The organism is Leptothoe sp. PORK10 BA2 (assembly GCF_034932105.1).
In the GTDB taxonomy this organism is placed as follows: Bacteria; Cyanobacteriota; Cyanobacteriia; order Phormidesmidales; family Phormidesmidaceae; genus Leptothoe.
Map to the genome: position 1 here is coordinate 91015 of NZ_JAYGIG010000114.1, position 13546 is coordinate 104560.

The following is a 13546-nucleotide window of genomic DNA, read 5'->3' on the forward strand; positions in this document are numbered from 1 at the left end:
GACCCCGCCTCTAACAACGGAATAACAACATTTCCACCTGTGCCGCTTAGAAGAATGGCCTCTGTTTCGTATGGTTTCAAGAACAGATCGCTAGGGTCTAGTTAATGCCGCTGGGTGCTATCTATAGGTTCTCCTCGCAGAGCCTTCGAACTTCTATCTTATTAGTCAAGACCGTTAGTCAAGACAATTTAGTCAAGACCGTTAGTCAAGACAATTCCTTATTTAGTCAAGACATTTAGTCAAGACAGTTCCCATATATGTCGGCGTCAAATTCTTATCTTTGTATAAGTGTGACGCTCAGAAAGCTTAGTGTATCAGGACATTTGCCATGTCAGAATCAGGTGTGTTTATATCCGCAGCGGCATGTAATTACTCTTTCGTTGTCACCCTCAGGATGCACACAAAGTAATGGCTGCAAAATCCATAGGCTTACCATCAGGCCTAATAGACGATATTGATCTGATTATTCGTCAAGATGTGCGGGAGTTAATCGACCGCATTGATCAGGGGCTGGCGTCTGAGCATCTATCCAAATCTGCCTATCGCGAGTTGGGTAAGTTGCTAGAGCAAGTGCCCCATCTAGAACTGACCAATGACCAAATGCTCATGCCCATGATGCAGCTGGCGGTGAGTTTGTTGTTACCGACAGAGGCAACGCCTCAAAAGGACCAATCCCCGGCTATGTCCATGGCCGAACGGGTGTCCTTGGCGCGGGATATTCGTAGACGCGTCGCCCGTGAGATTCGGATTTATCGCAATCCGCTGGTGGCGGTGCTGAGCGCTGGGGGCTCTCCGGCTGCGCAGTTAATATCAGGTCTCACCTGGTTCACTATCACCATTATGGTGCTGATTGGGGGTAGTACCGCTGCCCGGATGTTTTGGGCCAATCAATATGAAACTGGCTATCAACATGGCATTAACCATGCCCAGCCAGTGGCTGAGCCGATTGCTGAACCGCCGGAAGGCCCTATCGACGCTGATCCGATTGTGGTCGAAGGCGAACGGTCGGGGGCCACTACCATTGTGGAGGGTGAAACCCAAGGGTCCCAGGTGGAGCTGTTTTCGTCCCAGGAATGGCAATATATTCAGCTGGTGCTGGCGGCTGGCGGATTGGGCAGTATTGTGAGCGTGATGTTGCGATCGCGCAAGCTAGAAAACCGCAACCGCTCCCAGTCGGTGATTCCCTTCTTTATTGGTTTCTTTAAGCCAGTGGTGGGGACGGCCTTTAGCCTTTTGGCTGTGGCCCTGATTGAGTCGGAGGTGGTGATAGTGTCTGGGTTTAACCCCACTGAGACTGAAACCCAGTCGAAGTATTTGTACTTTGCGATCGCATTTATCGCCGGATTTAGCGAAGTACTCGTACCCGACTTCCTCGCCCGCACCGAAAAAACGATTACATCTAGTGAGAGTAACAAAAAGGATGATCTCTCCTAGGTAGCTTCGGATTATGTAGAACGGCTCCGTAAAGAGGACTACGGAGCCGTTCTGCATTGTCGCTTGTGCACGTTTGATGTTGTATCAGCAGTCTTGTTGTTCCTTATTCTCCCATGCTAAAGCCTACTATTCTGAGTCTATTGATATTGAGCACTCTCCTGGCCACCCAGGCCCAGGCGTCTCATCGCTATGGTGCGATCGCCATATCGCGCTCCGGTGATTGGGGTGTGGCGGCCAATTACTTATCAGTCACCAATGCCGAGCGAGAAGCTCTCCGCAGCTGTGGTGATGTCAACTGTTCCATCCGAGTCTCATTTCGTGGTTGTGGTGCCGTCGCAGAATACAATCGCAGCCTAGCCTGGGGCGTGGCTGCGACCTTGACCCGCGCTAGGGTAGAGGCTCTAAGCGTCTTAGAAAACAAAGGTAAGATTCTGGCGGAAGTGTGTAATCGAGACGATTGATTGGCTAGCTTCCATCAAGTGCAGTTGGGTTTACAGACGAAGGGGCAACGATAGAAATTATCGTTGCCCCTTCGTCTGTAAATATTGGGAAGGTCATGTTTACTGGTTACCAAGGCATTTTCTACCAGGGGGTTACTTCTGCAGGTGGACGGCCAGCTGTTTGTCTGAGGCAGCAAACCGACCTGTTGGTAACGATAAAGATTCTGCCATCACTTTTTTGTCTGCGGTTACCTTGGTCAAATTTATTTCTTTTATTTCTGAATTACTAACTTTAGTTACTTTTTGAAACGGGGATTCTGCTAAACAACATGACGTCCATTCAGAGCGAACTGGCACCGTAAACTGTGAACATTCCCCTCCGCGACGACCGACAGGTGTATAAAATCGGCAAGCGCCACATCGTGCAGTCTCATTTTTTTTAATGTTCATGAAAAAAAATCAAGAGAATCAGGGCAAGAAGCATTTCTTTTGACATTGTGAATTAGTTTCTAAGGAAAAACTTGTATCGCAAAAAAGTTAGAAGCTTGATACATCAAGCCTTGGAAGTCCATCAGGTCGGTGATCCCAATTAATGTTTTCTTTATATTCTATTTAAATAAATCAATAATTTTTTTGTTTGACGGGGATCGCCTTTGGGTAGGTGATCCCCAAGGATGATTTGGATTAGCAAATAGTCAGAATCTTGGAGGTCAGCTGGGGCTAAAAGTGGTAATTATTTTCGATGAAGTTCAATAAAAACTTCATGATTTATTTCCAGGTTTTGACAATGCATAGGGCACACATGGTCCACCTCGCGATTTCTCCCGGTGGACAGGCGCATTGACATTCTGGGCAAGTTTCTTGGGACTTTTGCTGCATTTTTTTTCGGGTTACCCAAAGGGCATAGGCTTCTTCTGGGGTTTTGGCCTGGTCTGGGGCGGCTGTTCCCTGAATTTTGGCTTGCCTTGGTGCCCCGGTTGGTCCCATATAGCTGGGGTGGTTTTTCACCCAGTCACTATCGGGTTGAGTTATGCGGACGGGTTTATCGTGCCATTTAGCACTGGAAAAGCGGATGTCCTCTAGCGGGAGGGCGAGGAGACGATTGAGCTGATGGAGGACGCGCCGCCGCTCTAGGGTGAGGGTCTGTACCCAGGAGGCATTGGCCACGGTGACGTAAAGGACGTGGCGCTGAATGCTGGCGGGCTTGGTTTGGCGGGCCACCACGTAGCCCACCGCCTTGGGCCAATAGTCCACCACTTGGCTAAACTGTCGTCGGGCTTGCCAGCCTGGTTGACTTTCAATGTCCGTAATCAGTGACTGCAATCCAGAAAGACCCATTTCGACCTCAGTTTTAATGGTTGAGTTTTAATTGTTGATTTAACCCTAACAACCTTTGACTAACGTGCTAACGTATGGGCTATCATCGGCCAAATGTTCGTTTTTGGTTGTTGTTGGTTTAGGCGAATGCACCGCTCTGAACCCATGCTGCTATGACGGGTTTTTGTAGGTTAAACCATCCCGAGGGTTAGCAGCGTCAACGGTTATCATCTACCTACATCGGCCAATTTTGCACCTGTTATTTTAGCTGTGTCCCATGGCTTCTTCCCCCTCCAGCCCATCGGCTGCCATGCCACCCCGATCTGGTTCAGGATCTACCCCCGACATTGATCCTCAGCTAGAGAATGTTTTGCGAAATCTTAACGTTAACCTCGAGGACGAACTGATTCGCTATCGGCGTCAGCGTCATGGTCAGGTGCCGCCACCGCCACCGCCACGGCGCATGGCCCAACGCCACACCATTGATCTGATCTCTGTGCCAGCTACGGCGGCAGGGTCATCAGGGGGGGCATCACAGGGTAACGATGTAACTACACCTTCGGTTCCGTCTGGCCAGCGACCGACGCCACCTCCACCCAATCCATCTGGCCAGCGACCGACGCCACCTCCGGTTCCACCCAATCCATTTCTAGATCAGGCTGAGTCAGGGACGGATCTGGATTTGCCTGACATGGACCTAGGGAGCGCCGATGCCGAGCCAACCTCAGAGCTAGATAGTCTGATGGCTGAGATCGCGCAGGCTGAAGCCGAGGCCAATATGGCCCTGCCGGTCCATGCTAATGACTTACCGACTGAAGGGTATTTGGAGTCGTCGGAAGAGTTGCTGAAAAGCATGGCCGAGGACCAGGTAGAACCCGATTCCATGCCGGAACCCTATTCCCCCGAGCGGAAGAATAACGGGTTACTAAAGATGGCTGGTTTGATTTTGGTGTTGCTCGGTGGTGTGGGGGTGGGGTTTGCCATTACCTACCCATCCCAGTTACAAAAGTTGCGATCGCAATTTTGGCCCGCCGGTACCGAACTACCCGATGCCGCTACACCCGAAACACCGGCTGGAGAAGGGGCCGAGGTGCCCCCCACGGCTACTGATACCGCTCCTGGGGCCACTGCAACCGCTCCAGAGGTTAACCCCGACGGCTACAAACCCCCAGGTCCCGATCTTTCTACCCGAGAGTTTAAAGAACTGGATCTAGAAAGTTTAAGCACCTTGGATGTTGATGACGGCAGTGCTACTGCACCCACAATTCCACCGCTGACCAATCCAGCCCAAACCCCCATTCCGGCTGCGACGCCCACCCCAGCGGGCCAGCCTGGGGCTAGCCCCACGGTCCCAGGTGCCACCCTGGCACCAACCCCGGCAACATTACCGCCCCCCACGGCGGTCACCGGTTCTAATTTCTATGTCATCGCCAGCTATACCGGTGATGACTCCCTAAATAAAGCCCGTGAACTGGTCCCCGATGCCTTTGTCCGCAATTTCCAGGCCGGAGCTCGCATTCAGCTAGCGGCCTTCGACAATCGTGCCCAGGCGGAGGAGCAAGTGACGGCATTAAAACAACAGGGGGCCACCGTAGAGCTATTTGGCCCCACGAACGAATAGCCCTGTTATCCTAGGGAAAACGGCTGTGACAGGCATTCTATGTTGGTTCGCCGTTCCCCTTTGCCCAGCCAGAAAAAACCTATGGGATTGCTAGATCGCCTTTTTCGGGTAGTTCGGGCCAGCCTCAATGACACCCTTAATGGGGCCGAAGATCCTGAGAAGCTCTTAGAACAAACAACTGCAGATCTGCAGGAAAACCTGTTACAGCTGCGGCAGGCGGTGGCAGTTGCGATCGCCACCCAAAAACGCAGTGAACGTCAATACGAGCAGGCCTACACCCAGGCGCGCGAGTTCTATAACCGGGCCCAGAGCGCCCTCGAAAAAGGGAATGAGACCCTCGCCCGTGAAGCCTTAAACCGCCGTCAAAGCTATTTAGAAACGGCCCAAGCCTTGGAAGGACAGCTGAAACAACAGCAAATCAGCGTCCAGCAGCTCAAGACCAACATGCGCACCCTGGAGAGCAAAATTGCCCAAGCGCGCACGCAAAAGGATATGTACATCGCCAGGGCCCGCTCAGCCAAAGCCAGTCAAAAGCTCAACGAAATGATGACCCAGGTGAACGGGGGAGCTTTTAACCAAATCGAAGACAAAATTCTGGCCATGGAAGCAAAGGCTGCCGCCGCCGCTGAAATTAACCAGCTCAGCCAAGACCCCTTAGAAAAGAAGTTCTCCGCCCTAGAAGCCGCCGGTAATCCGGTGGAGGCTGAGCTAGCGGCCCTAAAATCTCGTTTGCAACTGCCTGAAAGCTAGTCATTCCCCAGGATGGAGGGTAAAGATGGGCGGTGGGCCGGAAGGCGGTGGGCCGGAAGGCGGCCACCCTACACGTCTGACTCCTCCTCCAATAACCTCTGACGATTATTCGATTGCTTATACACCGGCAGCGTAAAGTGAAACGTACTGCCCTGTTCGGGTACCGAATCCACCCAAATTTGGCCGTAGTGTGCCCTGACAATGCGCAAACACAGGGCTAATCCTAGACCATAGCCGTCCTTGGACTGGTCTCGCTGGAGTCGGAAACTCTCTTCAAAAATACGCATCTGCTGATCTGCAGGAATGCCCGGCCCCGTGTCTTGGATGCTAATCTGAACCTTTTGTGTGGTGCGATGGAGGGCCGTAATCATCACCTTACCCCCCATAGGGGTGTACTTTACGGCATTATCCAACAGGTTTACGATCACTCGGCGCACCTGATTGATATCCGCATGTACGTGGGGTAAATCCTGGGGAATATCCAGGGTCATCGTTTGCTCTTTGGTTTGCACCTTGGCGACCATCGAATCCACCACCTCTTGGCAGAGATCATACAAATTCAAATCCCTGGGAAAAATATGCAGATCGATGCTGGGGCCATGGGCTGCCTGCAAAATGTCCGTAATCATCCGATCAATGGAGCGAATCTGGGTTTTGGCATTGTGCAACAGCTTGATCGTCAGTTCAGGTCGGAATCGAGAGTGGCGTGCGTGCTCAGGATCGTAGCCCATCTCCAAGGTTTCAATGGCGATGGAGGCCGCCGTGAGTGGATTCCGCAAATCATGGGCCAGCATGGCAATGATCCGGTCCTTAAACTCTAGCTTGGCGTTCGCCTCAGCATTGAGCTGCTTGAGCCGAAAAATTTCATCCGATAGGTGAATAATTTCCGTGGATTGCGCAATGGAGGCACTTTCAAGTAGCCGCTCATCCAAGGTGGCTTTCCCATTATTCACTTCTGCTTGCCAACGACTCCACCAGTAGTCGATTTGGGAAATAATGTTGCTGCCGGTCAGGGTTTGGCGTCCCACCGCTGAAATCTTAATCAACGTAGGGGTGATCACCAGTCTGAAATGTTCGGCCAAATAGGGCTGTTCAGTGACGTCAACAATTTCTAAAACGGGAGCTGTTTCGCCTTCTAGCCCCTCAACATGCTCCCGAATCTGACGAACCTGCTCGGCAGAACTCGGCCGCTTATCAATAAACAGCAATAGCTTGAGCGGCACTTCAAGGGACGGCATAGATGAACGTTTGACTCCTGCTCAGCAATACGGGATATCCAATGGCTGGTGCCTTGCTTAGCCACATATCTCTTTAGACTACCTCGTTCCCAGGTTCGATAGCGGCAGCTGGACGAAAGAATTATGCAGATCGCCTCGTCCGGTCAAAACCATATTCAACGAATATGGCAGAATATGCCAGTTGTAAAACCCGTCCATGCGGAATCAAACCCCCTGAATATGTAGAGCACCATAATGGATGAGTAGCGGACCTAAAGATTGACTGCAGTCGTTAAAGAGATATTAAAGTAACAACCTTAAATAAGTTCACTGTGAACTTCTCACCTACAGTGAGTTTAAGGGAGTTGCTTTGGATTGCATTTAGTCATTCTTGAGCGGTACTCGGTAGGCACAGTGAGGCGCGGTGGTCATGCAATTTTTATCAGTTATCCAACGTTACATCCGTCAGCAGCAGGGCCAAAAAACGGTTACTAATCATACTTTGCATTCAGGGGCCTTGTTGTTGGGCACCGTGACGTTGCTTGCCGCCCCAGCCCAGGCCAGAATCCAGACGTCCTTGCAGTCTGATACCGCCATTGTCCAGCCCCTGCTGACTCAAACAGCTCCCACTATTGCTGGCAGCCTTGCCAACGGCATTTATCTTTTTGGCGAGCAGCCCTTGCCTGACCAGTTGCAAACCGCCTATATGATTTTTGAAGCGCGGGCCGGACAGGTGGTTGGGGCTTTCTATTCTCCCCATTCTTCCTTTGACTGTTTTCGGGGCAATGTGCAAAATACCCAGCTCTCCCTGGTCATTACCGAAACCTATTCCCAGGAAGACTACGCCTATAATCTGAATCTGGAAGATACGGCGATTGCTGGGGCAGGGGGCAATCAATTTGCCATTGAAGGATTTCACCAATTGGACGCAGTGAGTGAGAACGATCTACGTATGTTAAACACCTGCCAAGCCAGTTACAACGAGACCATTTAGGTTGTTTGGCTGGCGCGCTGTCCACTGCTTCCGTTTAATCAGCTACAGTTTCTTTAGCCGAGCTATTTTATTTTCCTAGTAGCATTAGCTAACGAAGCTCCCTAATGAAAACGCTTAAATGATGCCTTGGCTATATGCTGAGGCATTGTTTTATCGTAGAAAATGAAAATCCTTAATTTCCATTGGTCGTAGGTGTGAACGCAGCAGAACAAGCCCTTAGTATCGAATACGCTAGTAAAATAGCTGCCACGGTCGGTGCCTTTAAAGGTCAGCTTCCCGACCTGCGCTCCGATCTTAAACCTTGGGCCAATGACCCGGATACGAGGGAGCTAGTCGATCCTGACTCCATTGATATTGGTTTCCATTTTCCCGGGTTTAGCCGCTCGTTCAATTGCCGCAGCTTGTTGGTGCAAATTCGTTTGCATCAGGTTACCGAGGATGACACCTCGACTACCCATCCCATGGCCAATATGGCCAAAGTAATTGGAGTTGAAGTGGTGGGCTTTAATCACTTGGGCCAGCAGTGGCATCTTTCTACCATTAACAACTGGCAATTTGAGGGGGTGGCTCCGCCCCAAACCACCGCTGGCGAAAAAATTAAAGCTTGCTGTCGACAAATCTTTCAAGTGTTTAACCCTGGTGCCTAGGCTAGGGACAGCCTGACTCAGACCCTTAGCCTGACGCATCGGGGGCAGTAGGATATAGGGGAGTACATCGCAACTTCCATGTCATGAAGACCGTTATCCCCGTCGAGCTACCCCAACTGCAATATGACATCAAGATCGCTACCGACGGGCTGCAATATTTAGGGTCCTGGCTTTCGGCCCTCGGTAAGCGGGGTAAGGTGCTGCTGGTCTCCAATCCTGCCATTTTTAAACACTATGGTGGCACCGCCTTAACCTCTCTCATTGAGGCTGGTTTCGATGTTTGCCAATGCATTTTGCCCCCTGGGGAACGTTATAAAACCCTGCGTTCCATCGAAAAAATCTACAACGTTGCCTTTGAAAACCACTTAGAGCGTAGCTCCACCATGGTGGCCCTAGGGGGAGGCGTGATCGGTGATATGACGGGCTTTGCGGCGGCTACCTGGCTGCGGGGTATCGGTGTTGTGCAGGTGCCCACCTCGCTGCTGGCCATGGTGGATGCCTCCATGGGGGGCAAAACCGGGGTCAACCATCCCCAGGGCAAGAATCTGATTGGCGCATTTCACCAGCCCAGTTTGGTCCTGATTGATCCCAATGTGCTGGCTACGTTGCCGGGGCGTGAGTTTCGGGCGGGCATGGCCGAAGTAATCAAGTACGGCATTATCTGGAATGAAGGGCTGTTTGACCAGCTAGAGCAGGCTAAACGCCTGGATCAGATGCGCTATGTGGGTGAAGCATTGCTTCACGATATCCTGAAGCATTCTTGCCAAGCTAAGGCCGATGTGGTCAGCCAGGATGAGAAGGAGGCAGGCCTGCGGGCCATCCTCAACTATGGTCACACCGTTGGCCATGCGGTGGAAAGTCTGACGGGTTACAAGTTGGTGAACCATGGCGAGGCGGTGGGGATTGGGATGGTGGCGGCGGGTGCGATCGCAACCGCCCTAGGCCATTGGCCCCAAACCGCTACCGACCGCCAGCTGGCCATGATCAAAAAAGCCGGTCTCCCCACCCAACTGCCATCAACTATCAGCATTGACGATATCCTCGTTGCCCTCCGCAGCGACAAAAAGGTTAAATCCGGCAAAGTTCGCTTTGTCCTCCCCAAACGTATCGGCGAAGCCTTTGTCACCGACCAGGTCACTGACGACATTGTGCGCAGTGTTTTAGAGAAAATGGTCTAGTTAAATCCTGTCCAGGGCCGCCACCAGGCAGTCCTTACATCCCATAATCACCATGCAAACAAAAGACATCCCCACCACTGCAAACCTCGAATTCCCCACCCGCACCGCCACCGTTACCCGTACCACCCAAGAAACCGACGTGCGTGTCACCATCAACGTCGATGGCCAGGGCAACTGCAATGCCCACACCGGCATTCCGTTTCTGGACCACATGCTTCACCAAATCGCCTCCCACGGACTGTTTGACCTCGACATCCAAGCCCAAGGCGACCTAGAAATCGACGACCACCACACTAACGAAGACGTCGGTATTACCCTGGGCATGGCCCTCCACCAGGCCCTTGGCAACCGCAAAGGCATCGTTCGTTTCGGTCACTTTGTCGCACCCCTAGATGAATCCCTCGTCCAAGTCTCCCTAGACTTCTCCGGTCGTCCCTACCTGGCCTATGGTTTGGACATTCCCACCCAGCGCGTCGGTACCTACGACACCCAGCTGGTCCGCGAATTTTTCATGGCCGTCGTCCACCACAGCCTCATGACCCTCCACATCCGTCAGCTCGACGGCATCAACTCCCACCACATCATCGAAGCCACCTTTAAGGCCTTTGCCCGCGCCATGCGCATGGCCACCGAGATCGACCCCCGCCGTGCCCATGCTATCCCCAGTTCTAAAGGAGTCTTACAGCTCTAGGTGACAGCTCCCGACATCGTCAGTAAGATCCGAGTAGGGGTACCCCTTGGTCCCCTACCCTGTAGTACCCAGGGCTATTAGCCAGAATTTTTACAAGCCCTAGGGCTGGAGAATGTGATGACAGCCATACTCCCCAACACCCCAAAAAAGACCCCCCAACCCGTTATCTATCCCGCAGGAGACGGCACCCCCGTGGCGGAAACCTATGACCATCTCTATGCCCTCTTTGTCACCCTTGAAGTGCTCCGCCAGTATTTGCAAGGGCAGCAAGCCACGGTCTTAGGTAATCAGTTTCTGTACTACGCCCAGGGGCTACCCAATCTCAGGATAGCTCCCGACGTCATGGTTATTTTTGATGTAGAGCCCGGTGGCCGTGACAGCTATAAGGTTTGGGAAGAAGGTTCTGTGCCAGCGGTGGTCTTTGAAATGACGTCCCAAGGAACTCGCCAAAAAGATGAAGTTAGTAAGTACGAACTCTATGAAGCCATGGGGGTACTTGAATATTGGCAGTTTGATCCCAAAGGCGAATGGATTACTGAGCAGCTGCGCGGGTATCGTCTGGAGAACGATAGCTACCAACCGATTACGGATAGCATCAGCCAAGTGCTAGGCCTACGATTAATTGCTGTAGGCACCCTGATTGAGTTCTATGAGCTAGAAACCGGCACCAAGCTCTTAATTCCCGAGGAACAGAGGGAACTCGCTGATCAGGAAGCCCAGCGAGCGGACCAGGAAGCCCAGCGAGCGGACCAGGAAGCCCAACGAGCGGACCAGGAAGCCCAGCGAGCGGACCAGGAAGCCCAGCGAGCGGACCAGGCAGAAGCAGATCTAAGGGCGCTCAAGGCAAAACTCAAAGCTCAAGGAATCGAGCTAGATGATTAAGTTGGATGGGGCCTTATCCGGCGAGGGGCAAGGTCAGCCTAGTACCACTGTCCTGATATAACGTCAGGGTGATTATGCGATGTTCTATATTGGGTACGGCATTCAGGTCATGGGTGTCCGTACCAGGGTTGACGGCATAGGCTGGAAAGCAAGCTGCACTGAGGCTTAATCGGAGAGCTTCTCCAGCCATCAAGCGAAAACAGGTGGGTTGTAACGGGATCAAAATTGTTTGAGCCTGACCTCCCTGGATGCGTCTGTAGCCCTGGGTCAGATTAAACACACCACGATCACGAACAACCGATAACACAGCACACAGGTCATAGCTAGGCGCATTGGCCTGGACATTTAGCTGCAGCGTGATGTCCCCCGCCACGGCTAAGTCTGTTTTTAATCCATCCGTGGTGTAGGTGAGAACGTCACTGCGACCATCTAAGGCACTGCGGTCAAAGGATCCCGATGGAAAGCTAGCATGTCCCCCCAGGGACGGCACAGGCCGCCATGGGTCGTGCACGAACGTATCAGCGATATTTGGCGCCGCTACTTTTTGGCAACTCATTAAGACCAAGGTGCCATCGTCTTCACGCATGGCCGCTAGTCCAGAACTGGTTAATCCGTAGGTTTGGGGGCTAACGTCAGTTGGCCACTGGTCAAACCGGCGCCACCGGTTGCTGCCCATTTCAAAAAGATTTACAGGAGACTGTTGCCAGAGGTCCGTATCCTTTCCTTTGAGGACGTGATCAAACCAGCGCACCTGCAACCGATCAATGGGATTCATGGCCTGGGGGCCAAAATCCACAGCCCCCACCTGCTGACTCCAGGGAAGATGTCCCCAAGGGCCCACCCATAAATGCTGAGGATGCTGACTGCCAGCCATTTCCCGAAATAGCCGAATATCCCCCGTAAGATACGGGTCAAACCATCCGCCCACATGGAGCATGGGCAGATCTACCCCCGACAAATCAGGCTTTAACCCCTGCCAATAGTCATCGTCCTGGGGATGGGCCACCCAGTCGTACCAGAACGAATCAGGGGCGTACTGTTTGAGAACCTCGGGGTAGGCGGCGATAGATTCATTCAGCGGTAGATTTCGCGATGCTGCCCGCAGGGCATTAAAGGCAGCCAGATCGCCCCTTAAACGCGCAGTTTCCGCTGCGATCTGGATCGCCCAGCCTAGCCCAGCCTGTAACCGCAACGCACCATTCTCGTAGGCCCAATCGTGATAGAGGTTGTACCCCACCATGGCCGGAGCCAATGCCTTGAGGGCCTCAGGCTTGGCCTGGGCGGCATAGAGTTGGGCCATGCCCTGGTAGGAAAACCCATACATGCCCACCTGACCATCGCTGCCGAGGAGCTGGGCGGCCCATTGTACGCTGTCGTAGCCGTCTTCTACTTCGTGGGCAAACAGGTCGAAATGACCCTCTGAACTGCCTCGACCCCGCACGTCTTGAATGACCACAATGTAGCCCTGGGCGGCATACCAGGTGGGGTGGGCATAGACGACGGTGGATGCGATCGCACGCCCATAGGGCTGGCGCATCAGCAATACCGGCCATGGACCCTCGCCGTTGGGAACGTACACATCCGCATCCAGCCGTACACCATCGCGGGTCAGCAGTGACTGCACCTGCTTCGGTTGCACCGACAAATTCACCGACAAAACCTCAGAGGGCATTAAACACAGTGGGTCCGGCCTAACACCGCCCGATCTTCCTCATCTAACTCCGCCGGTACACCTTGACGAATCAACTCTGCAAAATCCTCGTTAGGTACCATCACACTGAGGAGATAAAGGCGGGCGGAGCCCGTATTCTCAACAAAATGAATCCCATGGGACGGCACTAAAATACTGTCCCCTGTCCGAATGACTGAATTCTTTCCATCACAGACGACGCGGCCTTCCCCCTGGAGCACGTAAAACATTTCTACTGCCACCTGATGGCGGTGGGACGGTGTTCGTCCCCCCACGTCAAAAATTTCTATGCAGCACGTCAACTTAGCGTGGCCCAGGGTGGGGTCTACCAGTAGCGCCAATCGGTTTTTATCATTGTGACTTATGCGAAATACCTGGTAATCATTAGGTGATTTAAGAACGGGTAAAACGCAGCTTGTCGGCAGATCGCAGGTGATGTCCATAGTTCATTATTCAAACGTTAGCGGCGCCCCTTTAGCTTAGAAATCACTTCTGAACCCAGACTGGTCTCGCAATAATTTTTCACTTGCTGGGTTATGTCTTGCTGACATGAAGGTCGGGTATTTGATGCTGCGCTTCCTGGATCTCACTCCTGAATCTAACTTCTAGATTTAATCAGGGGCCCTAAAGGGCACACTTTTTTGACTGGGGACGTCAAAGCTATAGCCAATGCTTCCGGTTTAGC

At 52.5% G+C, this 13546-nt stretch carries 14 protein-coding genes; 9 read left to right on the top strand and 5 right to left on the bottom strand.

Annotation, left to right across the window (positions count from 1 at the left end; translation table 11 throughout):
• Positions 1 to 408: 408 nt before the first annotated feature.
• Positions 409 to 1434: a hypothetical protein gene (locus tag VB741_RS15270; RefSeq protein WP_323366038.1), complete on the top strand. Its 1026-nt coding sequence runs from the start codon at positions 409 to 411 to the stop codon at positions 1432 to 1434.
• A 113-nt stretch (positions 1435 to 1547) separates the two neighbouring features.
• A complete protein-coding gene (locus tag VB741_RS15275; protein ID WP_323366039.1) occupies positions 1548 to 1895 on the top strand; it encodes a DUF4189 domain-containing protein in 348 nt (115 codons plus the stop codon).
• Positions 1896 to 2027: 132 nt separating this feature from the next.
• Here VB741_RS15275 and VB741_RS15280 read toward each other — a convergent pair whose 3' ends face one another.
• Together VB741_RS15280 and VB741_RS15285 are read right to left on the bottom strand one after the other, a co-directional pair.
• Positions 2028 to 2324 carry a hypothetical protein gene (locus VB741_RS15280; protein ID WP_323366040.1) on the bottom strand — a complete coding sequence of 99 codons (297 nt, stop codon included), beginning with the start codon at positions 2322 to 2324 and terminating at the stop codon, positions 2028 to 2030.
• 318 nt (positions 2325 to 2642) lie between these two features.
• Complete coding sequence (locus VB741_RS15285; RefSeq protein ID WP_323366041.1) at positions 2643 to 3212, bottom strand: DUF721 domain-containing protein; 570 nt, start codon at positions 3210 to 3212, stop codon at positions 2643 to 2645.
• Positions 3213 to 3468: 256 nt separating this feature from the next.
• Between VB741_RS15285 and VB741_RS15290 the strand changes: the two genes are divergently transcribed.
• Positions 3469 to 4812 (top strand): hypothetical protein, encoded by a 1344-nt coding sequence (locus tag VB741_RS15290; RefSeq protein ID WP_323366042.1) that lies wholly within the window; start codon positions 3469 to 3471, stop codon positions 4810 to 4812.
• 81 nt (positions 4813 to 4893) lie between these two features.
• Positions 4894 to 5562, top strand: a complete 669-nt coding sequence (locus VB741_RS15295) for a PspA/IM30 family protein (protein ID WP_323366043.1) — start codon at positions 4894 to 4896, stop codon at positions 5560 to 5562.
• A gap of 68 nt (positions 5563 to 5630) precedes the next feature.
• Here the strand turns inward: VB741_RS15295 and VB741_RS15300 are convergent, their stop codons facing one another.
• Entirely contained in the window at positions 5631 to 6800 is a 1170-nt protein-coding gene (locus VB741_RS15300) for a histidine kinase (protein ID WP_323366044.1), read from the bottom strand.
• 409 nt (positions 6801 to 7209) lie between these two features.
• Between VB741_RS15300 and VB741_RS15305 the strand changes: the two genes are divergently transcribed.
• The 5 genes from VB741_RS15305 to VB741_RS15325 all read left to right on the top strand — a co-directional run bounded on the left by VB741_RS15305 (position 7210) and on the right by VB741_RS15325 (position 11171).
• Positions 7210 to 7773, top strand: coding sequence for a hypothetical protein (locus VB741_RS15305; protein WP_323366045.1), 564 nt, complete (start codon positions 7210 to 7212; stop codon positions 7771 to 7773).
• Between the two features lie 194 nt (positions 7774 to 7967).
• A complete protein-coding gene (locus VB741_RS15310) occupies positions 7968 to 8420 on the top strand; it encodes a hypothetical protein (RefSeq protein WP_323366046.1) in 453 nt (150 codons plus the stop codon).
• Between the two features lie 83 nt (positions 8421 to 8503).
• Positions 8504 to 9598 carry a 3-dehydroquinate synthase gene (gene aroB, locus VB741_RS15315; protein WP_323366047.1) on the top strand — a complete coding sequence of 365 codons (1095 nt, stop codon included), beginning with the start codon at positions 8504 to 8506 and terminating at the stop codon, positions 9596 to 9598.
• Between the two features lie 52 nt (positions 9599 to 9650).
• A complete protein-coding gene (gene hisB, locus VB741_RS15320; RefSeq protein ID WP_323366048.1) occupies positions 9651 to 10289 on the top strand; it encodes an imidazoleglycerol-phosphate dehydratase HisB in 639 nt (212 codons plus the stop codon).
• Positions 10290 to 10406: 117 nt separating this feature from the next.
• Positions 10407 to 11171, top strand: coding sequence for a Uma2 family endonuclease (locus VB741_RS15325; protein WP_323366049.1), 765 nt, complete (start codon positions 10407 to 10409; stop codon positions 11169 to 11171).
• Positions 11172 to 11184: 13 nt separating this feature from the next.
• On the opposite strand, the gene VB741_RS15330 is transcribed toward VB741_RS15325, so the two are convergent.
• A complete protein-coding gene (locus VB741_RS15330) occupies positions 11185 to 12843 on the bottom strand; it encodes a CocE/NonD family hydrolase (protein WP_323366050.1) in 1659 nt (552 codons plus the stop codon).
• Positions 12843 to 13304 (bottom strand): cupin domain-containing protein, encoded by a 462-nt coding sequence (locus VB741_RS15335; protein WP_323366051.1) that lies wholly within the window; start codon positions 13302 to 13304, stop codon positions 12843 to 12845. Before VB741_RS15335 ends, VB741_RS15330 begins: the two co-directional genes overlap by 1 nt.
• Positions 13305 to 13546 lie beyond the last annotated feature (242 nt).

Bases quoted from the DNA above. Each gene is read 5' to 3' on its own strand.
- VB741_RS15270 (WP_323366038.1), top strand. From the start codon at position 409: ATGGCTGCAAAATCCATAGGCTTACCATCAGGCCTAATAGACGATATT.
- VB741_RS15275 (WP_323366039.1), top strand. From the start codon at position 1,548: ATGCTAAAGCCTACTATTCTGAGTCTATTGATATTGAGCACTCTCCTG.
- VB741_RS15280 (WP_323366040.1), bottom strand. From the start codon at position 2,324: ATGAACATTAAAAAAAATGAGACTGCACGATGTGGCGCTTGCCGATTT.
- VB741_RS15285 (WP_323366041.1), bottom strand. From the start codon at position 3,212: ATGGGTCTTTCTGGATTGCAGTCACTGATTACGGACATTGAAAGTCAA.
- VB741_RS15290 (WP_323366042.1), top strand. From the start codon at position 3,469: ATGGCTTCTTCCCCCTCCAGCCCATCGGCTGCCATGCCACCCCGATCT.
- VB741_RS15295 (WP_323366043.1), top strand. From the start codon at position 4,894: ATGGGATTGCTAGATCGCCTTTTTCGGGTAGTTCGGGCCAGCCTCAAT.
- VB741_RS15300 (WP_323366044.1), bottom strand. From the start codon at position 6,800: ATGCCGTCCCTTGAAGTGCCGCTCAAGCTATTGCTGTTTATTGATAAG.
- VB741_RS15305 (WP_323366045.1), top strand. From the start codon at position 7,210: ATGCAATTTTTATCAGTTATCCAACGTTACATCCGTCAGCAGCAGGGC.
- aroB (WP_323366047.1), top strand. From the start codon at position 8,504: ATGAAGACCGTTATCCCCGTCGAGCTACCCCAACTGCAATATGACATC.
- hisB (WP_323366048.1), top strand. From the start codon at position 9,651: ATGCAAACAAAAGACATCCCCACCACTGCAAACCTCGAATTCCCCACC.
- VB741_RS15325 (WP_323366049.1), top strand. From the start codon at position 10,407: ATGACAGCCATACTCCCCAACACCCCAAAAAAGACCCCCCAACCCGTT.
- VB741_RS15330 (WP_323366050.1), bottom strand. From the start codon at position 12,843: ATGCCCTCTGAGGTTTTGTCGGTGAATTTGTCGGTGCAACCGAAGCAG.
- VB741_RS15335 (WP_323366051.1), bottom strand. From the start codon at position 13,304: ATGGACATCACCTGCGATCTGCCGACAAGCTGCGTTTTACCCGTTCTT.